Below are 25232 nucleotides of genomic sequence, written 5' to 3'. Positions count from 1 at the left end.
ATGCTGCTGAAAATGAAAAGATACCTGTCGGTTTTTTGCTTTTTTTCCTTGCTGATGCCATTTATTGGCTTTTCACAAGAGAATCTGCCTGTAAAATCTATTTCGCTTAATGGAAAGTGGGAAATGGGCTTCGGGCGAAAATATACTTCATCAGTAATTGTGCCCGGGATCCATAACGATCCGGCAAAAATTTCAAACGAAGTTTTATGGTATAAAAAGGAAATTAAACTTCCCTTAGGTAAATGGACCGGCGCTACACTAAAACTAAATGGCGCACGTTTTAGACCACAAATTTACATAAATGGCACTTTGGTTGGAGAACAGGAAGGCGGAATGGCGCCTGTTTTTTTTCAGCTAAAGCATCCAGACATCAGGCCTGGCCAAACAATAACGCTGGAAATCGCCCTTGCATCGCTCAAAAATGTTCCACAAACGGATGCCTCTTACACACCAGGTTCAGATCAGTGGCGTTCCGACGTGTCGTCAGGTTTATGGGATGAAGTATTGCTCAAACTTCATGGTAAGGTAAATATAGAACGGATCATTCCATTTATTAACTATGATGCGCAAAAAGTAAGTTTTAAGTTTGATCTGAATGGCAGAACTGATTTTAGGGGAAAAGCTGAAATAAAAATCTTAGATCATACAGGGAAAATTTTACTCACCGGAACCAAAACTATTTCAGGTGCGCACGATTCCATAAATGTTTTAACAAAAGGCATCCTAAAAAACTGGTCGCCAAAAAATCCTAACCTCTATCAGGTTCAGCTAAAGGTATTTGATGATCAAGCCCGATTAATGGATAAATCTTCCATTCCCTTTGGACTTAAAAAGTTCGAAATCAGAAACAAAAAATTCTACTTAAATAACCAGCCTTTTGTAGCTAAAGGCGGTACAATTGTTTGGCACCGCTGGGTGCGGAGTAAAGAGGGGCGTACACTTGGATACGATTCTGCCTGGTTTAAAAAGAATATTATTCAATTATCTAAAGATCATGGTGCAAATTACCTGCGGTTCCATTTAGGGCTGCCGCCAGAGAAATTTCTGGATATGTGCGACAAAAATGGACTGGTGGTGCAATACGAATGGAATTTTTTTCATGGCATGCCAGCATCAAAAGAAAGTTTGTTGATCCAATATAAAAGCTGGCTCGATTTAGCCATGAGGCATCCCTCCATTTGTTTGATCCACCCTTATAATGAAACGGTGGGCGACCAGTTAAAGACCGTTTGGACTGCACTTGATCAATTATTGCCTGCCTACCCGGCACTGATTTTAGAAGATAGAGATGTAATTCATATCCATAAATACTGGTGGAGCATGTTCGAAAACGTTGGTCTGTATTATGATGATGCCAATGTTTTCCCCAAGGCCATTATGGCTGATGAGTTTGGCGGTAATTATTTAGATGAAAATGGAGATTTAGGAGGCTACCCATCTCTAAAAGAAAGTTACCTGCGCTTTTTGGGCCGTAAACATACCAAAGAAGAACGGCTCGAATTTCAGGCTGCATCTAATGCGAGAATTGCTGAATACTGGAGGCGTATCGGCGCTGCTGGTTTTGCCCCTTTTTGTGCATTAGGGAGTAATGAAGATGGTAATACCTGGTTTTTAGGCCCATTAAAAGAGGGTAAGGCTAAACCAGTTTGGGATGCATTAACTGCTTCTTTTTCACCCAGAAGTGTGAGTATTGATTTATGGGATAAGAATTTTGAGCCTGCACAAACAATAAAATTACCAGTTTATCTGTTTAACGATGAAAGCGATCAGGCTATGTTATCTGTGTTAGTTACCGTAGCAGATACTACCGGAAAAATTTTAGTGAAACAAAGTTTCAGTTCTCAGGTAAAGCCATTCAGTCAGAGCGTAGAGCAGGTTCCCTTAAACCTGCCGGGTATTACTGGCCGATACCTGATCAAAGCCGAGTTGCTTAACCCACCAAAAGAAGTCAAATATCCTGTAATATCTAAATGGGCCATACATATTTTTAAGGCAAAAGTTCCTGGTCATATTCAAAATATTAGGGTAGGGATTTCTTCCAGTCAAAAAGAGTTAAGCCAGTTTTTAGATCATTTTGGCATTAAAAAAGTTGCGCTAAATGATCCGTCTGCCGACATGATATTAACTTCCAAAACAGATTGGAGCGAATTGGCGAATGGAGACTCCCTTATGTTAAAAACTTTGGCGAATGCAATTGCTAAAGGAAAATCTGTAGTAATGCTCGATGTTGGAGACCGTCCCTTAGGTCAGGGCTATCCTAAAAAAGCAGGAGATCTTGGGCCTTTGCAAGGCGTTGCCAGCGTATATAAGCCAAAGGTGAATACCTATCAGCTTTTTAATGGCATTTCGCTAAAATTCACAGAAACAGCAGAACCTGAAAGTTATATTCATCCTGACCGGGAGAATAGCGAACTTTGGTACAACCTTCCTGCTGATTATACCAGGATTTGGAACGGTTTACGTGGAGGACTTATCGTTCCGGCTTCAAATATGGAATTTAAGGGCTTAAGCGCTGATGCATTTATAGCCCAGTGGCAGGCAAGAGGAGCAGAAAAAGAAAAAATCAAAAACGGATCATATTATGCTTACGAGCTGCAAGGGTTTTATAGTTTTTCTGCTTTGCCAAATGATGAAGCAACGAAGAAAAAACTAAAAGATAAAGTATATTTTTTAGTGCAGGATGCACCATCACTTTCCAATTCGATTAATTTAAATACTCCGGTTTTAATCACCGATTTAAGCAAAACTTACCAGGACTCGAAAAATGGTCTTGCCGATAAATTTATCCCATTGGCCAGTTCGGCTAAAAACTTAACCCAAACGCCAATTGCCTTAATTGGTTTTGGTACAGGTAAGGGTAAATTGATTGTTTCTCAGTTGCTTACCTCTGGGCGATTGGCAAAAGGTTTTGGTGAGGAAAGTCTGTACGGAATACGATATGATGAAGCTACAGTGCAATATGTATTAAACATGATGAGCTTAGTAATCAAATAATGCATTAATCAAACTGATTACATCTATAGGCAGATTGCTGATTCACCTCCTGCATAAAATGATCATAAAAATCAGAATATGTATCTTTATGATCAAAATGTACATTTTAAAATCGCCATATCAGGGCTAGATTTATTGTTCTACACTAATGCTGATTAGTTGATAACCAAATAGAACGATTTATGAATATCCTGATGTCCACTTTTCTTTCAAGAAAGAGCCGGTCTTTCTTTGATGGCAAATGCTCCAAAGTATCCGATCTAACCCATTCCATTGTAAGTTTTGCGGTAAATCGCTTTAATTGGATCGGATATGGAATTTGGAAAAGAAACAGATCGCTCAACCTTAATCAGGGTAATGGAAGGACATGCGACTGCTTTTCGCCTCGTTTATGATACCTGCAGTACCCAATTGTACAACTTTGCTTATCGGTTTCTTAAAAACAAAGAACTGAGCAAAGAAATTGTGCCGGAAACCCGCTATACCTTACCAAATGATCCTGATTTATACTATTTACAGACAGAATATACCAATAAATATAGGCAGGTAATTAAATATAAAACTTCTTTATTGATCCCTATCTAACAAACACACAATGAACAAAACCTTTTACCCAGCTGTTTCCCTACTATTCAGCTTCTTTTTTCTGGTCGGAAACAGCTTTGCCCAGATCAAAGCAGAAACCGATCCCGAAAAGGTTTTTCTCAACCCACCCGAAAGTGCCAAACCGGGGGTATTGTGGATGTGGATGGGCGCCAATTTAAGCAAAGCAGGTATCACCAAAGATTTAGAGGCACTAAAAAAAGAAGGTTTTAACCGCACAACCATGTTCAGTTTGGCTGATGTGACCACACCATGGGCAGGAGAAATCGGGAAAAGCCCAACACCAGAAATTGTTTCATGGACAGAACCTTGGTGGGCACTGGTACGTCATGCCGCACAGGAATCAAAACGGCTCGGTATGGATTTCGGGATGTTCAACGGGCCATCATACGAATCAAGCGGCGGTCCCTGGATTACACCTGAACTTTCGATGCAGGAGATCTGTTGGAACGAAGTAAAGGCAACCGGCGGTAAACATATCAGCATCAATATAGGCAAACCAAAAGTAAACCCGAGGGGCAAATCACCTTTTCCGATGTACAATCCCGAAACAGGTCTTGTAGAAAAGCCGGAAATTGCTGCCCGAAATACCTATTATAAAGATATTGCCCTGTTGGCGCTGCCTGCAAGCGGTGCTATTCCGAAGGAAAAAGTAATCGACCTGACTGCCAAAATGCAGGACAACGGACAGTTGGAATGGGATGCACCCGCAGGAGAGTGGACAATTTACAGGTTCGGTCATACCACTAGTGGAACCCTGATGCAGCCTGCACAATGGAAAGCAACGGGTTTGGAATGCGATAAAATGAGTGAAGAGGCAGTTACTTTTCATATAGACCATGTAGTTGGGGAGATTAAAAAACACATTGGCGATTATATTGGCAGCAGTTTTACCCATGTTCACTTTGATAGCTACGAAGCCGGGGAGCCAAACTGGACCCCCAAAATGAGGACAGAATTTTCTTCGAGAAGAGGATACGATCTGCTTCCCTACCTGGCTACATTTGCCAAACGTAGCGTTGGAAGCAAGCAGGATTCATTGAGATTCAGGGAAGATTTTAGCGCAACCATTAAAGATTTATACCGTGATGTATATTTTGCTACTATAGCCAAAAAGCTCAAAGAAGCTAACCTCACCTTTCTGGCAGAACCTTATGGCGGACCATGGAGACAGGATGATGTAATGCCTTATGTTGGCAAGGTAATGACGGAATTTTGGACACACAAAGGTAAATATTCGCCTTACGAATTAGATCCAACCGTAGCGGCCTTAAGAAAATCTGGTCAGAATATTATCGAAGCCGAAGCTTTTACCGGAGATCCTACCGATAGTAAATGGGATGAAACACCTGCCTGGCTAAAATCAATGGGCGACGCCTCTTTTTGTGCAGGCGTAAACCGGATGATCTTACACCGTTTTGTACAACAGCCTTGGGATGATCAATATAAACCGGGAGCAACCATGGGCCAGTGGGGGACGCATTTCGATCGCACCCAAACCTGGTGGGAGCCAGGAAAAGCCATGGTTGAATATTGGAAACGCTGCCAGGCATTACTGCAATGGGGCGGTATCAATAATACTGAAGGCGATTTTGCAACAAGTGATAAAGCAGGAAATGTAAACATCAAACACATTCACAGGACCCTGGCCGATGTTGATATTTATTTTGTGGCTAATGTAAACCGGGCAAAGGGAAATGCAAAATGCAGCTTTAAAGTTTCGGGTAAACAACCTGAATTGTGGGATGCCGTAACAGGTAGCAGAAAAGACCTGCAGGAATTTGAACAGGCAAACGGCATGATCACCATTCCGCTTGAATTCGATGATTCGCAGAGCTGGTTTGTGGTATTCAGAAAGCCACTTGCAGAAAAAAAAGGAGAAGTTAATTTTCCTGTTGCAAAACAACTATCCATTCTTGATGGATCCTGGTCGGTTAAATTTGATGCCGCATGGGGCGGGCCTAAAAATCCGGTGAAGTTCGAAAGCTTACAGGACTGGACAAAAAATGAAGATAAAGGAATAAAATATTATAGTGGAACAGCACTATACACTAAACTTTTTGTGATGCCAAAACAGGCAGAAAACAATAATGATCTGCTGCTGGATCTTGGTACAGTCAAACACATTGCCAGCGTAAAAATTAACAATGTAGATCTTGGTGTGGTATGGACGGCACCCTGGAGCGTTAAGATCCCGGCAAAATTATTAAAGGCCAAAAACAACAAATTAGAGATTGAAGTGACCAATGTTTGGGCCAACCGCTTAATTGGCGATGAGCAGGAACCCGCTGATATGGAATGGCTTCCTGGCCACATGAACAGCGGTTCATTTTTAAAAGAATTTCCGGATTGGTTTTTAAACAAAACCGCACGCCCCTCGAAAGGCAGGTATGCTTTTACCACCTGGAACTATTTCACAAAGGATAGTGCACTGATTTCTTCGGGTTTAATTGGCCCTGTTCGGCTCATGACTACAAAATAACGATACCCATATTCATACGAATTTATAAATTATATGAAGTTTAAAAAATACATCTTCCTAAGTTTTGCGCTCTTTTTAACCCTCAGCCTCCATGCCCGGCAAACCAATTGGGTGGAAGTTGAACCTGGGATCTGGAAAGCTGTTATCGGCAAACCCGAACCCTACAACCTGTTAACTGCATCGGGTGTTGGCCCGTATCATGAAGGACTCACCAAACTAAAACCAGCTGAATTTCCACTTTCAAAAAACGAGATTACCGCAAAGATTATAGATGGCAAAACTTACCTGAGATTTCCTTTAGATCGTGGGGAGCAGCTATATGGTTTCGGCCTTAACTTTAAAACGGTAAATCAGCGCGGGAGGATTTTAGAACTCCATGTAGATCATTACAATGGCAGCGACAATGGGCGCACCCATTCGCCAACGCCTTTTTATGTGTCTTCAAAAGGTTACGGCATATTCATCAACAGCGCCCGCTACCTAAAGGTTTATGCGGGGGCAGCGGTACGCCGCGATAGTAAAAATCCCCCTGTGGTACAGGACCGGAATACCGATCCGGACTGGAATCCCCACCCATATTCCGACGGTGTAGAAATATTGGTCCCGGCAGAAGGAGTTGAATTTTATGTGATTGGCGGTCCGACAGCGATGAATGCTGTTCAGCGTTTCAACCTGTTTAATGGGGGAGGTTGCTTGCCGCCACGTTGGGGACTTGGATTTACCCAACGCCTGGAACGGATGACAGACGCGAGTGGAGTAGCCGCCGAAGCAAAAGCTTTTGAAGATAAAGGTTATCCCCTTGATTTTATTGGCCTGGAACCCGGATGGCAGAGCAAATCGTACCCCAATACATTTGAATGGGATGCTAAACGTTTTCCGGAACCGGAAAAACTGGTGAAAGAAATGCTTCATAAAAACATCAGGCTAAATTTATGGATCAATCCTTATGTTTCTCCGGATGCGCCGATCTATAAAAAAATACTGCCTTACACTGCATCGCATACCGTTTGGGCAGGCCTGGTACCAGATCTGAAAACCGATAGTGCACGGAAATTTTTATTCGGAACCCTGGAGAAAAATAAAATTGATATTGGCATCAGTGGTTACAAAATAGATGAAGTGGATGGTGGCGATAGCTACCTTTGGCCAGATTTGGCAACTTTTCCATCAGGTATCCCTGCTGAACAGATGCGCCAGACTTATGGACTGCTGATGCAGCGTTACACCACCGAGCTCTATCAAAAAAGGAATTTAAGAACCTATGGCCTGGTCCGTGCCTCTAATGCCGGGGGCGTATCTTTTCCTTATGTAATTTACAATGATTATTACAACCATCAGGATTTTATAACTGCCCTGATCAACAGTGGCTTTTCGGGTGTATTATGGACTCCCGAAGTAAGGGCATCCAATCTGCCCGAAGAGTGGGTACGCCGTTTTCAATCAAATGTATTTTCGCCCATGGCGATGATCAATGCATGGGCCAGTGGCACCAAACCATGGACTTTTCCGGAGGTTGCACCCATTATCAAACGGTTTGCTTTGTTGCGTATGCAGATGATGCCTTACTGGTACAGTGAATTTGCCAGGTATCATTTTGAAGGTATTCCTCCCTTCAGGGCCATGAATCTGGAACCCGGTTTTCAGGATCTGGTTTCGGTAAAAGAGGCCAAAAACTTAAACCTGGAGGAAAATCCTTATGCTAAAGCAATTACAAGTGAAATCAAAGATCAGTATATGGCTGGCGAGAATTTACTCGTGGCCCCAATGTTTACCGGACAGAAAAGCAGAAAGGTGATTTTACCCGCCGGGAAATGGTTCGATTTCTACACCGGAAAATATGCAGGTGGTGGCGAGGTGATCAACATCACCCCAGGGCTAGATCAGATTCCGGTTTATGTAAAAGACGGTGGGATCATCCCTATGGGAAAACCGTTACTGCATGCCCCAAAGGCAGGTGAAAAAGTTGACCTCGAAATCAGGTATTATGGAACAAAGCCAGGAGAATATAAATTGTATGATGATGATGGAGAAACTTTTAATTACCAAAAAGGCGACTATAGTTTCAGGACCATTAAGGTGTCTAAAGTAAATGGAAAATTGTTGGGAAGTATCAGTAAAGCTGAGAAAAATAAGCCTAATTCTGTTGGTAAAATAACCTATAAAATGATGACGCTATAATTTCCAAAAAGTGCATTTTCCTTACTGTTGAGGTGCTTTTTTATATGTAAATATTACTTAAACGTTTACGTAAAAAATCTAAATAAATGTTATTATAACGTTTATTTATTCTGAAATTTAGACTGTTAACCAAGCATTAATTTTACGGCTTCCATCTGTGTGTTTTACGCACATCACATCCCAAGTTTATTGCTAACCAATCTAACCAAATTATTATGATGAGTAAATCAAAACTTTATTATTTGCATCGCTGCAAAACTACATTAATTGTATTGTTGCAGATGTTATTATTATTCGGTTACACTTTCGCCCAAACCAGTGTTAGGGGAACGGTAACTGATGTTAAGGGAGGCGTTCTGCCCGGGGTATCCGTGAAGATAAAAGGAACCCAGCTGGCAACCTCTACAGATGGAAACGGAAAATATTCCATCGCTGCATCACCTTCGTCGGTTCTGGTGTTTTCATTCATCGGTTCCGATCCTAAAGAGGTAACCGTAGGCAACCAAAGCACCATAAATGTAACCCTGGCCGAAAGCCAGAATTCGCTTACCGATGTTGTGGTGATCGGTTATGGTACTAAGAAAAAGATCGATCTAACCGGTACCGTAAATTCCCTTCAATCTGATGAAATTACGCGTGCCCGCGCAACCGGGGCGCAAGAAGCTATGCAGGGCAAACTACCTGGTGTCGACATTAAACGAAGTTCTGGCAAGCCCGGTGCCGATTTTAGTATCGAAATCAGGGGGGCTAACTCCATTACCGGAAACACACAGCCTTTATATGTTGTAGATGGAATTCCGGTTGGCCAGAATGGTAGTGCGACCAATCCCATAAACGATATCAATCCTTCAGATATAGAACGGATTGATGTACTTAAAGATGCATCATCAACAGCAATTTATGGTTCCAGAGGCTCAAACGGTGTAATTTTGATTACCACTAAACGTGGCTCAAAAGGTGCTGCCAAAATTACTTATGATGCTTATGTGGGAATTGTAAACCCTTATAACCTGCCTCCGGTTATGGATGGCCCCACCTTTGTCAATTATGTACGCGATTATTTTTATGAGTTGCCCAGGGCTACCGCAATCCGCAATAATCAGCCCATTCCAACAACGCCAATCGCCGATAATACCATATTTTCTGCTACAGAGTTAAGCAATATTGCAAACGGCACTTACACTGATTGGATCGATTTGATTAAACGGAACGGTATTTCTGCCAACCAGAATCTGGCGATAAACGGTGGCGACGATAAAACCAATTATTTTGTCGCAGCAGGCTATCAGCTTTACCAGGGTACCATGAAGGCCGAAAGCACAAAAAAATACACTTTAAAAGCTGGCCTTGATAAAACATTAAACAAGACTTTCAAAGCAGGGGCATCGGTATATGCTACTTTTGCCGATATCCATCCAAGTAGTGGTGAGGCCTTCCGGAGCGCCTACAGGCTCCGCCCTACAGGTAGTGCCTACAATGCCGATGGATCGGAAAGGTTTTTTGCATACGAATCTGAAGCGCAGATTACCAATCCTTTATTTGAGTTCAGGAACGAAATCAGGCAACAACAATACCTGCATGTGCTGCCCAATGTATATGCTGAGGCAAACATCATAAAAGGACTTAAAATCAGGAGCTCTTTTAGTCCGGACATTACCTTTCAAAAGCAAGGACAGTATAACGATACTTTCTCCAAATCAAGATTGGGTACCTTGCCCAACAGTGCTTCCACAGCAGCCAACCAATGGGTAAATTATACCTGGGACAATCTTTTAGTATATAATAAAGAAATTGGCAAACATAAATTTGATGTTACTCTCGGTAACAGCTTTGAGTACCATCAGCAGGATTTTACTTCAAATGCGGCCACCGGACTTCCATTTAACTCTTTGTGGTATAACCTTCAATCGGCTACAACCGTTAACGGCATTGCGCCTATAATTACGGTAAGCAGTGGTTACAGCAAACAAAATATTACTTCTTACTACGGTAGGGCTAATTATACTTTTAACGATAAGTATTTATTTACCGCTACCATCCGTGCAGATGGCAACTCAATATTTGCGCCGGGCCGTAAATGGGGTTATTTTCCATCAGGTGCATTTGCCTGGATCGTTAATAAAGAAAGTTTTTTAAGTGAGGTAAAAGCGATTGACCTGCTAAAACTGAGGTTATCTTACGGTAAATCGGGTAATGCGGCATTAAGTAGTTATATCCAGCCTTACTTTACCCAATCATTGCTTAATCAAACGTTATACGATTTTAACGGAATTGGTGCTAACGGATTTGCTCCTGCTTTTGGAAATCAGAACACGACCTGGGAGAAAACAGACGAATACAATTTAGGTTTAGACATGTCAATGTTTAAGAATAGAGTTGGTTTACAATTTGACTTGTATCGTAAAACAACAGATGGATCTCTCCTGAATCAACAAATTCCGCTCGCAAATGGTTATCCCAGTACGCGTGCTAACTTGGGTACAATTCGTAATCAAGGCGTTGAAGTTGGTCTAAATACTGTTAACATTAAGTCAGACAAATTTAGCTGGAACACCAGTTTCAACTTTGCTTTTAACAAGAACAAAATCCTCGAATTATATGGAGATGGAAGAGACGATCCGGGCAATGGGTTTTTTATCGGTCAGAAATCAAGGGTGGTGTACCGTTATAAAATAATTGGTGTTTGGCAAAACGAAGAACTGGTTGCAGCCAAGAGTTATGGAAGAATCCCCGGCCAGTATAAAATCGAAGATATTAGTGGCCCTAATGGCGTTCCGGACGGGAAAATCGATCCTAATGACAGGCAGATTATTGGCAGCGATATGCCAAAATGGTTTGGTGGCCTGACCAGTACAATGAATTATGCCAACTTTGATTTCAGTGTAACGCTTTACACCCGTCAGGGTACTTTCGAAAACAGTGTGTTTTTGGAGCAGGCCATGAACGGCGATCAGGCCAGGGCGCGTTTTGGTGCTTTTGACAGGGACTACTGGACCCCTACAAATCCAAGCAATACCTGGGCAAATACTGCAATTGAGCAAGATGGAGATGCCAGAACAGTGGCTCAGTTCCAGAACAGTTCGTACACCAAAATCAGCAACATTACTTTGGGTTATACCTTGCCTAAAACCATGCTGAGCAAAGTTGGGATACAAAGTCTCCGTATTTATGCCAATGCATTTAATCCCTTCATATTTACCAAATTTATAGGCTGGGACCCTGAAAATCCGAGTGGAAACTCCTTCCTGAACCAGGATTTCAGAACCCGCACTTTCATGTTCGGTTTAACATTAACCTTATAAACGGCAGTGATTATTTAACAATAGATATGATGAAAAATACCAACATAAAACACATACTAATCAGTTTATCAGCTTTGCTGCTTACCGTAGCGGGCTGTAAAAAATTTACAGATGAATACAATCCTGCAAATCGAACTGCTGAAGGTTATTATGATAAATTTTCAGGTTTCGAAGATTTATCCAAGTCTAATTATGCTACTCTGAGGGGGATAATTAACTTTCCTACATTTTTTAATTTAGGTACCGATACATATAGCACGCCTAATGTTAATGATAACAACGGAGAAAATTTATATAATGTAAATCTCAATTCGCAAAATCCGAATTCATTATCTCTCTACGGGCAAATGTATGCTGCAATCAATATAGCGAATAATACAATATACTGGGCTACGCAAGTAACTGATGGTAATGCCACAACTTTAAACATACGAGCTGCTGAAGCAAAAGCACTCCGGGCATTTTATTATTATTATCTAGCAGAAACTTTTGGCGATATTCCTTTAGTTATTACACGTACAACTGTCCCAACACTCTCATATACCAGAGCGCCAGAAAAAGATATATATGGGCAGGTAATCAAAGACCTTAATGAAGCCATTGCCGTTTTGCCGGCAACCACAACTGATTTTGGAAGGGTAACCAAAGGTTTTGCACAACATTTGCTGGCTAAGGTTTACCTTACCAGGGGATATAAATCATACGGAGAGGGCAATGCCGATTTTACCCAGGCAGCTAACCTGGCAGAAACAGTAATTACTTCTGGAACCTATTCCTTAAAAACAAAATTTTCAGATCTGTTCGATCCAACAGTGGCAAACTATCAGAGCAGCAACGAAATTATATTTTCTGTTCAATACAGTACAAATCCCCTTTTTAACGGCAGTGGAAACAGTTTGCAACAATGGTTTCTCTGGGATGTGCAAAATACTGCACTATTGGGAAGGAGTGTTTTTTATGGGAAAACAAACAATGCCATTGCACCCGATCCCTATTTTTTCAGTCTATTTAACAAAACAAGCGATAGCCGATACTTAGCTACTGTATACGATGCCGTAATTACGCAGGTTGCCGGAAAATACAACAACAAAGATTTTGCAGTGGGCGATACCCTCATCTATTATCCGGTGGTACCGTTCACCGCGGCACAAAAAGCTTTACGAAAATATATTGTAATTAATCCTGATGAGTATCGAAGTTCTCCATTTATTAATGGAGTGCGCAATTATCCACAGTTTAAAAAGTTCCGCGATCCTTTTGTAAGCGGTTATGTAGATAATGGCGGGGCAAGGGATACCTATGTGTTTAGGCTCGCCGAAACCTATCTGATTGCTGCCGAGGCTTATGTAAAATTGAATAACCAGGGCAAAGCGCTTACTTATATGAATGTATTGAGAACCAGAGCAGCCAAAACAGGGATTAATCCGGTATCGAATGTACTTTATGCCACAGAATTACAATACACCGGAACCGTTACACTCGATGCCATTTTAGAAGAGCGCGCACGCGAACTGGTTGGGGAAGAATTTAGGTGGTACGAGTTAAAGCGGATGTACGAAACAGTTGGCAACGTAGCTACAAATAAGCTCCTTACACGTTCTGTTTTATACAACGACGAATTAAAGGCTGCGCAGGCTGGCAAAACTGTACTGGATGCCAAATATCTTTTACGACCAATACCTCAATCACAAATCGATTTAAACAGAGGACCATTTCCACAAAACCCTGGTTATTAATCATATTTATGGAAACCTTAGGCCATTGAAGGATGAGGTTTCCGTAGTTTGCTTTACCATTATATTTTAACCTTAAAATTGCATTTTATGTATAGATTTTGTTTTTTAAGCCTCTTTCTCTTCGTTTTAAACTTTAATCAAATCTTTGCCCAAAAACAAAAACTTTGGTACAAAAAGCCTGCAACCGAATGGACGGAAGCTTTGCCCATTGGTAACGGACGCCTGGGCGCCATGGTTTATGGGGGGATAAAGGAAGAACTGCTCCAACTGAACGAAGCCACTCTATGGTCGGGCGGCCCGGTAAAAGAAAATGTAAACCCAACAGCCTATACTTATCTGCCACAGGTTCGCGAAGCTTTGTTTAAAGAAGATTTTGCCGCTGCACGAAAACTTGCTCAACAAATGCAGGGCGTTTATTCGGAAAGTTACCTGCCGCTTGGCGATCTAAAAATTAAGCAGGATTTTGGCAACAGTGAGGCATCGGCTTATACACGCGAATTGAATATTGAACGTGCAGTTGCCACAACCAGTTTTACAGTAGATGGGGTGAAGTACAAACGCGAAATTTTTTCGAGTGCTCCGGATCAGGTGATGGTAATGCGGATTTCGGCTAGCAAACCGCAAATGCTTAATTTTTTGGTTAGTACCCAAACACAATTGCGTGCGAAAGCTAGTGTTTTATCAGCTGATATTTTATCATTAAAAGGAAGGGCGCCAGCCCACGTAGATCCAAATTATGTAAAAAATACCAAAGATCCCATCCGGTATGGAACTGATCAGGATTGCGCCGGAATGCCTTTCGACCTGCTTGCCAGGGCGGTAAGTAAAGATGGCAAAATCACTGTAGATACTTCAGGGATTACCGTAAGTGGTGCTACAGAGGTATTGGTATACATTGCTGCGGCAACAGGCTTTAATGGTTTTAACCATTGTCCTGATTTAAATCCAACCGATCTGGCCAGAAAGAAACTTGATGCTGCAACCCAAAAAACATGGTCTGTTTTATTGAATGCACATTTAAAAGATTTTCAAAATTACTTTAACAGGGTATTTTTTGAACTGAATCCACATGAACAATCAAAAACCAACCTGCCAACAGATGAAAGGCTGGAGGCTTATACTAAAGGGGCAACCGATCCCGAACTGGAAGCCATGTATTTTCAATATGGCCGGTACCTGTTAATCAGCAGTTCGAGGGTTACGGGGGTACCCGCCAATTTGCAGGGCATCTGGAACAAAGAGATGCGCCCGCCATGGAGCTCTAATTATACCACCAATATTAATGTACAGATGAATTATTGGCTGGCAGAAAGCTGTAACCTGTCTGAAATGCATACGCCACTTTTTGGATTGATCAAGAACCTTTCGGTAACCGGCGCAAAAATATCTTCCTCATTTTATCAAACAAAGGGCTGGGTTACCCACCACAATAGCGATATCTGGGCATTGGCAAATCCGGTAGGCAATTTAGGTGCAGGCGACCCAAAATGGGCCAACTGGCCAGTGGGAGGCGATTGGCTCAGCCGTCATTTATGGGAACATTACGAATTTACCCAGGATAAAGCGTTTCTGGCTACCACGGCCTATCCTTTAATGAAAGGAGCTGCCGAATTTACATTAGGCTGGCTGATTCCCGATCAAACAGGGCATCTGGTAACTGCACCTTCCTTCTCTCCTGAAAATGATTTTTTTTATGGCAACAAAAAGGTTGGGCAGGTATCGGTTGCCACTACAATGGATATTGGCATCATCAGGGATTTGTTTGATAACCTGATTGCCGCCAGCAAAATTTTAAATACCGATAAAGCCTTCAGGGATACACTTGTTGCAACAAAAGCCAAGCTATTGCCTTTCCAGATCGGGAGCAAAGGCCAGTTGCAGGAGTGGAATAAGGATTACGAATCTCCTGATCCGCACCACAGGCATGTTTCGCATTTATATGCATTATATCCCGCCAATCAGATTTCGGCAATAAATACGCCAGAACTTGCTGATGCGGCAAAAAAAACACTCCAACTGCGTGGTGATGACGGTACCGGCTGGAGTTTAGCCTGGAAGGTAAATTTATGGGCAAGGCTTTTAGATGGTGACCATGCCTACCAGCTTTACCGCAACTTGTTCAGGATCACCCGACAAAACGGTACAAATTACAGCGGAGGTGGTGGTATCTATCCCAATATGTTCGATGCACACCCACCTTTTCAGATCGACGGGAATTTTGGCGGTACATCAGGTGTAGCCGAAATGTTATTACAGAGTCAGGATGAATATATTTATTTGCTTCCTGCATTACCAAAAGTTTGGGCAGCCGGAAAAATAACCGGATTGGTGGCCAGGGGAGCTTACACCGTAGATGTGAACTGGGCTGGTGGCAAACTCACTACAGCTACAATTACGTCGAAAAAAACAGGAATGTGCAAGGTTTTATCTGCGCAGAAATTACAAATCAAGAATATAGGACAGATTAAAACTACGAAAGTGGCAAAAGGATATATGCTTCAGTTTAAAGCAACGGCAGGCCGCATATATACTTTATCTGCATTATAAACACAGCCATAAGTGCATTAAATTATAAACAAACAAAATGAAAAGAATAACATTCACTTTAATGGCACTGGCATTTTTAATTCAGGCTTATGCCCAAAATACAGCCCCTGAAGTACAGGATGAAAAAAAGATGGAGTGGTGGAAGGAAGCCAAATTCGGGATGTTTATCCACTGGGGTATTTATTCGGTTCCGGCAGGGGTATACCAGGATAAACCTGTAAAAGGCATTGGAGAATGGATCATGAATACGGCCAAAATTCCGGTGGCCGAATACCGCAAATATGCACCACAGTTTAATCCTGATCGCTACAATCCCGAAGCCTGGGTTAAAATGGCTAAAGATGCAGGTATGAAATACATTATCATTACCTCCAAACACCATGATGGTTTTGCCCTGTTCGATTCAAAAGTGACCACATGGGATATTATGGATGCCTCGCCATATAAAAAGGATATATTAAAACCACTGGTTGACGCCTGCAGAAAAGCCGGCATAAAAATCGGGTTTTATTATTCGCAGGCCCAGGATTGGACACACCCGGGAGGTGCTGTAAGCGGTGGTGCATGGGATGAGGTGCAAAAGGGCAGTTTCGATACCTATCTTGATAAGGTATCTATTCCACAGGTGAAAGAAATTTTGTCTAATTATGGTGAACCTGATATTTTATGGTGGGATACCCCGCAGAACATGACGCCTGAACGTGCGGCTAAATTTGAAGTCATCCTAAAAGATCATCCCAACCTGATTACCAACAATAGATTGGGTGGAGGTTACAATGGTGATACCGAAACACCAGAACAATTTGTACCATCAACAGGTTTTCCGGGGCGCAATTGGGAGGCCTGCATGACGATTAACGATACCTGGGGCTTTAAATCAACCGATCAGGATTGGAAAAGTACCAAAACCCTGATCCGTAACTTAACTGATATTGTAAGTAAGGGCGGTAATTTTCTGTTAAACGTTGGCCCCGATGCCCGTGGAGAAATACCATCAGCCAGTATGGAACGTTTGGCCGAAATAGGTAAATGGATCAGGCTAAACCAGGAAGCTGTTTATGGCACAACAGCAAGTCCTTTTCCTTACCTGTCGTGGGGGAGGGCAACGCGTAAGCAGCAAAAACTTTACCTCCATGTTTTCGACAATCCGAAAGATGGTAAGCTAAAAGTACCCATGTTGAATAAAGTAAAAAAGGCTTACCTTTTAAGTGATGCTGCAAAAGTATTAAAAACCACAAGATCGGGTAAAAATCTGGAAATTATGCTGCCAAAGCAATTGCCTGATACCATTAATACAGTTGTGGTAGTCGAGTTTATCGGCGAACCTGATGTAGCACCATCGCCTGTTGCAGGCAAAAAAATAACCGCTTCATCAGAACAGTCGGGAGCAGGTGCAAAAAATCTTCTGGACGGCAACAGGTTAACCAAATGGGAAGCCGCTAAGGGCCTGAAAGATGCCGTTTTAGAAATAGACCTGGCTAATGATTTTAACATATCAACCCTTATTGTTGATGAACCATGGCATCCATGGGAAAATAAAAAACAGGAAATTAAGCTGGAATACAAAAAAGGTGAGACCTGGTTGCCGGTTATGAAAACGACTACCGGAGGGATTGGATTTACTAAAAATTTTGCGCCCGTTTCTGCCCGATATTTCAGGCTTACCGTGCATAATGCGCAAACACAGCCAACGCTTTTAGAGTGGCAACTATATGGTAACGAATAATGATCGCCGCAAAACGGGTTTGATATAAGCCTTTGGAAAATTTAAATGACCAAAGAAATAATATGAATGAAGATGATGGATTACAGAATAACGATAAACGAAGAAGATAAAGTTACAAAGGTGCAGCAGATTGCAAACCAGATGATTCAGGATATAGAAAAAGGTATACTGAAAAGAAATGCGCAGGTGGCTTCTATAAATGAATTTAGCAGGGCCCATCATGTAGCCCGTGAAACTGTGGAGAAAGCTTACAAAATCCTTCGCAAAGATGGGTACCTGGTTTCAGTTCCCGGTAAAGGGAACTTTGTGGAAAAGGGGCCTGGCAGCATGGTAAAGATATTAATGATCCTCAATAAAATGAGCCCTTATAAAAAAGAGGTTTATGAGGCATTTATAGAAGAATTAGGCGATAGGGCGCAGGTACACCTCGAAATACACCATTATAACCCGAAAATATTCCGAGATATTATCCACGATAACCAGGGTAAATATCATTATTATGTGATTATGCCACATTTTTATTCAGGTACTGATGAAAATGAATATTTAGATGTTTTAAAAAGTATCTCACCCAATGAGCTCGTCATTCTGGATAAAGAGATCAATCTTAAAGGTGCCTTTATTTCAGTGTTTCAGGATTTTGAAATGGATATTTTTGAAGCCATGGATAAAAATGCAGGCCTATTTGCGAAATATAAAAGCATTTCGGTTATTTTTCCGGAAAACAACCACCATCCGTTTGAGATTACCTCTGGTGTGAAGAAATTTTGCGACCATTTTGAAAAAGACTTTGATGTTTTATCGGATATCAACCAGGTCGAAATTTCGAAGGGCAAGTGTTTCATTACGCTTACAGAAATAGATCTTGCCACACTAATTAAGAAGTTGAGGGCAACCAATTTTATCCAGGGTATAGATGTAGGTATTGTTTCGTTCAATGAAACTGTTTTTAAAGAATTACTCGAAATAACCGTAGTATCTACCGATTTCTCGGCTATGGGGAGCCGTGCAGCAAAAATGATTATCGACAAAAAGTTTAAACAGGTTCGCAATTCTTTTAATTTTATTAAACGGGCATCGCTTTGATTTTTTTTAATCTTTTGTTTGATTATGCTACAGCTATTTAGGATCATATCTCTTTGGATCATCCTGGGCCTGTCTGCACAGTATGTGCTGGCTCAGGAAGGCAATCAAAATGTAAAATGGGGAAACTGGCAGAAATGGGGCGATCAGGGCAATGGCACCTATAGAAATCCAATACTGCCAGGCGATTATAGTGATATCGACTGTATCAGGGTGGGTAATGACTATTATGCAATTTCTTCTACCTTTCAATTTTCGCCCGGAATGGTCATCCTGCATTCTAAAGATCTGGTAAACTGGACCATTGCCGGCCATGCTGTAAATGATGTGTCTAAGATCTCCCCAAAATTGAATTGGGACAGGATGGATAGCTATGGAAAAGGGATCTGGGCAGGATCAATAAGATATCAGGCCGGAAAATTCTGGATTTATTTTGGAACTCCTGACGAGGGTTATTTCATGACCTCTTCGAAAAACATCAAAGGACCCTGGTCGCCTTTGGTTAACGTATTGGCCGAAAAAGGTTGGGACGATTGCTGTCCTTTTTGGGATGACGATGGTCAGGCTTATCTGGTGGGAACTAATTTTGCCGATGATTATAAAATCCACTTATTTAAGCTGAGCCAGAACGGAGAAAAAATGATCAAAGGGTCAGATCAGGTGATCTATCAATCCAAAGGGAGTGAGGCCAGTAAGCTTTATAAAATTAATGGCCTGTACTATCATTTTTTTAGTGAGGTAAAAGCAGATGGACGGGTAGTAATGATCAGGAAGGCGAAAAAAATATCGGGTCCGTATAGCCCGGCAAAACAAATTGGACATGCACAGAAAAATTTTCATGAACCCAACCAGGGTGGAATTATAAATGCCGTAAATGGAAAATGGTATTTCCTTACACACCACGGCTCTTCCGGAGATTGGTCTGGCCGTAATATGAGCCTGTTGCCCGTTAATTGGGTAAAAGGATGGCCAATATTAGGCAAGGTAGGGAAAGATACAGTGGGTAATATGGTGTGGAGCGGCAAAAAGCCTGCTCCTGGGAGAAAAGTGCTGCCAAAATCCAGTGATGAATTTAACCTGGGCCAGATGCAGCAGCAATGGGAATGGAACTATCAGCCCCGGGCAGAAAAATTCTCACTAAAAGCAAGAAAAGGGTGGTTAAGGTTATGGGCTTTCACGCCTTTAGAAAAAGATAATCTGCTAAAAGCCGGAAATACTTTAACGCAGCGTAGTATGCGTACACTTAAAAGTGAGGCAATTGTAAAACTTGATCTTAGTGGGGTGACAAATGGACAGAAATGTGGGATAACACATTTTGGCGCACCTGAATATGCTTCGTTTGGCGTCGAAAATAGAGATAATAAGCAATTTATAGTGTTAAACCTGAAAGGTAAAGTTATAACCGGGCCAAAAATTGAAAATAAAATGATATGGCTAAAGTCTACATGGGGGCTTGATGGTCTTAGCCAATATTACTATAGTACAAATGGATCGGATTTTATTGCTTTTGGAGATCAGTACCAATTGAAATGGGGAAGCTACCGTGGAGATCGTATTGGTATTTTCAACTATAATAATGATAAAGAATCGGGATATGTAGATGTTGATTATTTCAGATATACCTACTAATTTAAAATAACCATTAGTACAAAATTTTCATTTTGCCAATATAATTTATTTACCAGCTGGCTTTAAAAGGACATAACAAAAAGCATCTAAATCCTTCTCCTCATTATATTCTTTTATACTAAGCGATCTATTCTCATTTTCTCTGAAAGAGGTTGCAGACCACCATTAATTGATAAAAAAAATCAATATGGATATGGTAATGCTCACTTTATGCATTTTTTGAGCATGCTTCTGAGGCTAATTTTACTAAAGTTAACCAATCATCATTAGTTGCTAACCAAATAACAGATTATGAGAATTTTTACATTAATCTACCACAAAACAAAAGGTAGGCCCAACTATTTAATAGCGCTTTTTGCAATGGCAATCAGCCTGTTTATTGCCCATCCATCATGGGCCCAAAACCCGTCGTTAACCGTTTCGGGGAAGATCACTTCTACCTCAGGCGAAACACTTCCAGGTGTAAGTGTGAGTGTAAAGGGCGGGCAAAACGTAACCTCGTCAGATGGAAATGGCGTTTATAAAATTACGCTTGCTAACCCAACAGCAACGCTGGTGTTCTCATTTGTAGGTTTCAAAACCATCGAAGTGCCCGTTAACAATAGAACAAGCCTTAATGTGAAGTTAACTGAAGATAATCAATCATTAGATGAGGTAGTGGTGGTAGCTTATGGCAGTACCACGCAAAGAAGCTCAACAGGTTCATTACAAACAGTAAACGCAAAAGAACTTCAGGATATCCCGGCGGCACAGATTACACAAAAACTCCAGGGAAAACTTGCCGGTGTGCAAATCAATCAGGCATCCGGCAAACCAGGTCAGGGCTTACAGGTACGTGTTCGCGGCAGTGCATCTCTTTCTACCGGTTCAACGCCTTTATACGTGGTAGATGGTTTTCCCATAGCTGGCGATATCAGTAACATCAACCCCGATGAGATCGAAAATATTACGGTGTTAAAAGATGCAGCCTCAACTGCGCTTTATGGTTCGCGGGCCGCTTTTGGTGTGGTGGTAGTCACTACTAAAGGAGCTAAATCCGGGCAAACCAATGTTTCTGCAAATGTTTACACAGGTATACAGCAAGTACCCCAAAAAGGCCGTCCGGATATGATGAACGGTACAGAATGGGCACAGTTCAAAAAAGAATATTATGAAGATTTAGGTCAGCCTGTACCTGCTGCGCTTCAAAACCCTGCACAATATGGCGAAGGATACGATTGGTACGATGCCATGTTGCGTACCGCACCTTTAACAAATTATAGTGTTTCAATAAATACCAATAAAGAAAATTTTAGCAGTGCCGTTGTTGCAGGCTATTTTAAACAGGAAGGTGTCCTTTTAAATTCAGATTATGAACGTTTTTCAGTTCGTCTCAACTCGGTTTTCAAAGTAAACGATCAGGTTAAGGTAGGTTTCAATCTTGCGCCTACGCATACTGTAAATAATTCTCCATCTACCGATGGGATGTTTTTTGGTGGTGGCGGTTTAATTAACAACGCGCTTTTAACTCCGCCTGTTCTTAACTACCAAAACCCTGATGGCACTTATCCGGTTACGGTTACCACGGCTGGCATTACGGCTTTCCCTACACCCAACTGGGTAAGATCCATTCAGGATATTACCAATAAAAGCAAAGACAACAGGATCCTGTCAAACGGATACATCGAATATGAACCGATTAGCAAACTGGTACTTAAATCAAGCATAAATGTTGATTTTGGTCAGTCATTGTTTCATTCTTTTCAGCCCTCAACAGCTTCAAGGGCATTTGCTTCTACACCAAGTGCGCTTTCTGCTGGGTTATTCGATTCTAACTACCAATATCAATCGTGGTTATCAGAAAATACCGTAAGCTATTCAAAACAGATTAAAGACCACGGATTTGATGTTTTAGCGGGTTTTACCAAACAGAAATACCGCAGTGATTACAGTGCCATCAGTGGATCAAACTACCCTGACGATCGGATTGAAACCATTGCCGGGGCATTAATTAAAAATAATCCTTCTTCAGATATTGTAGAATGGGGCCTGACCTCTTTTTTAGCACGTCTTAATTACAATTACAAAGGGAAATATTTAGTGGCAGCCAGCATCCGCAGGGATGGTTCTTCGCGATTTGGTTCGGCCAATAAATGGGGAAATTTCCCTTCGGTATCTGCAGGATGGGTATTAAGCCAGGAATCGTTCTTGAGTGATTCGAAAATCATCTCATTTTTAAAATTACGCGGTAGTTATGGTGTAATAGGCAACAATAATATTGGTGATTACCGGCAATATGCTACCGTATCAAGCGGCATAAATAGTCCTTTCGGCTCTACAACAGCTAGTGGGGTAGCCGTAACCAATTTAGGAAATGATGAATTAGGATGGGAAAATACCAAACAGTTAGACTTTGGAATTGACCTTTCTATATTAAATAACCGCATCAGTTTTACTTACGATTACTACACCAAGAAAACCTCCAATCTTTTGTTTTCGCTAGCTGTACCACGCGAATCCGGATTTTCAAGTTTTACCGGGAATGTTGGCGAAATAAAATTCTGGGGTCATGAATTTGCCATTAATTCGAATAACCTGATTGGAAAATTTAAGTGGAATACCAATTTTAATATTGCTTTTAGTGATAATAAAGTATTGGCGCTATCATCGCTGAGCGACCGTTTGTACACGGGTAACGGTACAGCAAGATCAATCACACAGGTTGGACAAAGGATTGGGCAGTTTTGGGGACTTATACAGGATGGGGTATATACCGATCAGGCCGATTTTGACCGTTCTCCGAAAAGTGTTAACTCGCAGGTGGGGACAATAAAATTCCGCGACCTTAACGGTGATGGGGTAATTAAATATGGTGATGAAGAAGGAGACAGAACAGTGATCGGAAACCCGTTTCCAAAATTTGTTTTCGGATTAACCAATAGTTTTACCTACAGGAATTTCGATTTTGCGGTGGTAGCAAGCGGATCTTATGGCAATGACATCGCCAGGATGATGGATGAAGGTACAACCAACTTAGATGGTGTATTTAATGTACTTAAAGAAGTGAAAGACCGCTGGCGTTCGCCACAAAACCCGGGCGCAGGCAAATATGGAAAAACAACAGCATCAACAGGTGATGACCGCGCTCAGTTCCATACCCGCTTTGTTCAGGATGGAAGTTATTTAACCATTAAGAACATTACCCTTGGTTATACCGTTCCGGTAGCGAAAATAAAAGCACTCAAAAGTGTTAGGGTTTATGCAAGTGTGCAACAGGCCTTTGTTTTTACCAATTATGATGGTGTAAATCCAGAAATTGGAACCGATTTAAATGGAAATGCACCAAATTCACTGTCGCAGGGCCTTGATTTTTCTGCCTACCCGGTTCCAAGAACATTCACTTTTGGGTTAAACGTAAATTTTAAATAATCATCTGACAATTAAATCTGACGATCATGAATAAAAATATTTTTTTGGCTATCCTGCTGCTGACTTCATTAGAGGCCTGCAAAAAGGGTTTTTTAGAAACACCTTCTAAAACATCATTAAGTACCGCCATTTTCTTTAAAACAGAAAGTGATTTTCAACAGGCCATTAACGGTGCTTATGCGCCCCTTCGAGGCCTTTACGGTGGACAGAATGGTGCATGGGCAATGGCTGAGCAGCGTTCTGATAATACTACCTATAAATACAATCCAAACGACAGGGGAAGTAACCAGTCTGAATATATTAAAGATTTTACCGATGATGCCAACAATCCGGTTTCGGCAAATAAATATTTTACCGATTATTCCATCATTGCCCGTGTAAACCAGGTGCTCGAACCGATTGATGGTATTGATTTTAATGCGGCTTCAAAGAATAATATTAAAGGACAGGCCTATTTTTTAAGGGCATTTGCCTATTTCGATCTGGTTCAATACTTTGGTAAAGTGCCTTTGCACCTTAAACCGGCCAAAACGCTTGATGAAACCTCACTTCCGTTAAGCAGTGTGGAAAATGTATATGCGCAGATTATTGCCGATGCAAAACAGGCTGCAACGTTGCTGCCGAATAAGGCTACGCAAGAGGCAGGTAGGACAACCTCGGGCGCTGCCAAAACATTGCTTGGCAATGTTTATATGGTTTTAAAAAGATGGGCAGAGGCAGAAACAATCCTCAAAGAAGTTACCGGATATAACCTGGTATCAGATTACAGTGAAGTGTTTAATCCGGCAACCAAAAATAATATTGAATCTGTTTTCGAAATACAATATAAAGAAGGAAATGAAGGACTTTCGAGCAACTTCTTTTATACATTTTTAATTCAACCTATTTCGGCAGAAGAGATCAAGGCTGTAACTGGTATAGCAGAAGTGCCAAGAACCATACAGGGGTTTAATCTTCCAACACCTGATATCATTGCCGCTTATGAAGCAAACGATAAACGTAAAGATGCATCAATCGGTTACCTCACTGCTGGTGGTGTAACTTATCCATACATCAAAAAATACAGCCATCCGCATGCGGTTACCAATAATACTAACGATAACTGGCCGGTTTACCGCTATGCAGAAGTGCTATTGTTCTTAGCTGAGGCTGTAAACGAGCAAAACAGACCAGGAGAGGCCTTAACCTATTTAAATATGGTGAGGGCAAATCCAAGAACAGGATTAACTGCAAGTACAGCATCAGGGCAAACCGCTGTCAGAGATGCCATACTAAATGAAAGGAGGGTAGAGCTGGCTTTCGAAAATAAAAGATGGCCCGATCTGGTAAGAACAGGTAAAGCTGATGAGGTGATGAAAGCTTTTGGTACCAGATTTAAAGCAAATCCGCTTAATTATTATTTCCCGGCTGGCATTACACCATCGCCATCATCTTATACCAATATCAGGATATTATTTCCAATACCGGCATCAGAAGTGGCCTTAAATCCTTATTTTTAAATTATTCAGAAGGAAACAACCAGCGTGTTGTTTCCTTCTTTGTAT

12 protein-coding genes are annotated in these 25232 nt (G+C 41.4%); all 12 read left to right on the top strand.

What is annotated here, in order from left to right; genetic code table 11:
- Positions 1 to 12: 12 nt before the first annotated feature.
- Positions 13 to 2994, top strand: coding sequence for a glycoside hydrolase family 2 protein (locus tag H9L23_RS12310; RefSeq protein WP_246474928.1), 2982 nt, complete (start codon positions 13 to 15; stop codon positions 2992 to 2994).
- A gap of 312 nt (positions 2995 to 3306) precedes the next feature.
- Positions 3307 to 3579: a hypothetical protein gene (locus H9L23_RS12305; RefSeq protein WP_187595234.1), complete on the top strand. Its 273-nt coding sequence runs from the start codon at positions 3307 to 3309 to the stop codon at positions 3577 to 3579.
- A gap of 10 nt (positions 3580 to 3589) precedes the next feature.
- Complete coding sequence (locus H9L23_RS12300) at positions 3590 to 6079, top strand: glycosyl hydrolase (RefSeq protein WP_187595233.1); 2490 nt, start codon at positions 3590 to 3592, stop codon at positions 6077 to 6079.
- 33 nt (positions 6080 to 6112) lie between these two features.
- Complete coding sequence (locus H9L23_RS12295; protein WP_187595232.1) at positions 6113 to 8257, top strand: glycoside hydrolase family 31 protein; 2145 nt, start codon at positions 6113 to 6115, stop codon at positions 8255 to 8257.
- Positions 8258 to 8472: 215 nt separating this feature from the next.
- Positions 8473 to 11559 carry a SusC/RagA family TonB-linked outer membrane protein gene (locus tag H9L23_RS12290; protein WP_187595231.1) on the top strand — a complete coding sequence of 1029 codons (3087 nt, stop codon included), beginning with the start codon at positions 8473 to 8475 and terminating at the stop codon, positions 11557 to 11559.
- A 26-nt stretch (positions 11560 to 11585) separates the two neighbouring features.
- Positions 11586 to 13295: a RagB/SusD family nutrient uptake outer membrane protein gene (locus H9L23_RS12285; protein WP_187595230.1), complete on the top strand. Its 1710-nt coding sequence runs from the start codon at positions 11586 to 11588 to the stop codon at positions 13293 to 13295.
- Between the two features lie 87 nt (positions 13296 to 13382).
- Positions 13383 to 15842, top strand: coding sequence for a glycoside hydrolase family 95 protein (locus H9L23_RS12280; protein WP_187595229.1), 2460 nt, complete (start codon positions 13383 to 13385; stop codon positions 15840 to 15842).
- 37 nt (positions 15843 to 15879) lie between these two features.
- Positions 15880 to 17568, top strand: a complete 1689-nt coding sequence (locus H9L23_RS12275) for an alpha-L-fucosidase (RefSeq protein ID WP_187595228.1) — start codon at positions 15880 to 15882, stop codon at positions 17566 to 17568.
- 72 nt (positions 17569 to 17640) lie between these two features.
- Positions 17641 to 18654, top strand: coding sequence for a GntR family transcriptional regulator (locus H9L23_RS12270; protein WP_187595227.1), 1014 nt, complete (start codon positions 17641 to 17643; stop codon positions 18652 to 18654).
- Between the two features lie 24 nt (positions 18655 to 18678).
- The gene (locus tag H9L23_RS12265) at positions 18679 to 20280 is read left to right on the top strand and encodes a glycoside hydrolase family 43 protein (RefSeq protein WP_187595226.1); all 1602 of its coding nucleotides are present in this window, start codon (positions 18679 to 18681) and stop codon (positions 20278 to 20280) included.
- A 291-nt stretch (positions 20281 to 20571) separates the two neighbouring features.
- Positions 20572 to 23688: a SusC/RagA family TonB-linked outer membrane protein gene (locus tag H9L23_RS12260; RefSeq protein ID WP_187595225.1), complete on the top strand. Its 3117-nt coding sequence runs from the start codon at positions 20572 to 20574 to the stop codon at positions 23686 to 23688.
- Between the two features lie 26 nt (positions 23689 to 23714).
- Complete coding sequence (locus H9L23_RS12255) at positions 23715 to 25187, top strand: RagB/SusD family nutrient uptake outer membrane protein (RefSeq protein ID WP_187595224.1); 1473 nt, start codon at positions 23715 to 23717, stop codon at positions 25185 to 25187.
- Positions 25188 to 25232 lie beyond the last annotated feature (45 nt).

The organism is Pedobacter roseus (assembly GCF_014395225.1).
Classification (GTDB): Bacteria; Bacteroidota; Bacteroidia; order Sphingobacteriales; family Sphingobacteriaceae; genus Pedobacter; species Pedobacter roseus.
This window is presented reverse-complemented; position numbering and strand designations above follow the sequence as displayed.

Excerpts from the sequence above, each read along its gene's own strand:
- H9L23_RS12265 (WP_187595226.1), top strand. The coding sequence starts at position 18,679 with ATGCTACAGCTATTTAGGATCATATCTCTTTGGATCATCCTGGGCCTG.
- H9L23_RS12285 (WP_187595230.1), top strand. The coding sequence starts at position 11,586 with ATGATGAAAAATACCAACATAAAACACATACTAATCAGTTTATCAGCT.
- H9L23_RS12300 (WP_187595233.1), top strand. The coding sequence starts at position 3,590 with ATGAACAAAACCTTTTACCCAGCTGTTTCCCTACTATTCAGCTTCTTT.
- H9L23_RS12280 (WP_187595229.1), top strand. The coding sequence starts at position 13,383 with ATGTATAGATTTTGTTTTTTAAGCCTCTTTCTCTTCGTTTTAAACTTT.
- H9L23_RS12290 (WP_187595231.1), top strand. The coding sequence starts at position 8,473 with ATGATGAGTAAATCAAAACTTTATTATTTGCATCGCTGCAAAACTACA.
- H9L23_RS12295 (WP_187595232.1), top strand. The coding sequence starts at position 6,113 with ATGAAGTTTAAAAAATACATCTTCCTAAGTTTTGCGCTCTTTTTAACC.
- H9L23_RS12270 (WP_187595227.1), top strand. The coding sequence starts at position 17,641 with ATGATGGATTACAGAATAACGATAAACGAAGAAGATAAAGTTACAAAG.
- H9L23_RS12305 (WP_187595234.1), top strand. The coding sequence starts at position 3,307 with ATGGAATTTGGAAAAGAAACAGATCGCTCAACCTTAATCAGGGTAATG.
- H9L23_RS12310 (WP_246474928.1), top strand. The coding sequence starts at position 13 with ATGAAAAGATACCTGTCGGTTTTTTGCTTTTTTTCCTTGCTGATGCCA.
- H9L23_RS12255 (WP_187595224.1), top strand. The coding sequence starts at position 23,715 with ATGAATAAAAATATTTTTTTGGCTATCCTGCTGCTGACTTCATTAGAG.
- H9L23_RS12260 (WP_187595225.1), top strand. The coding sequence starts at position 20,572 with ATGAGAATTTTTACATTAATCTACCACAAAACAAAAGGTAGGCCCAAC.
- H9L23_RS12275 (WP_187595228.1), top strand. The coding sequence starts at position 15,880 with ATGAAAAGAATAACATTCACTTTAATGGCACTGGCATTTTTAATTCAG.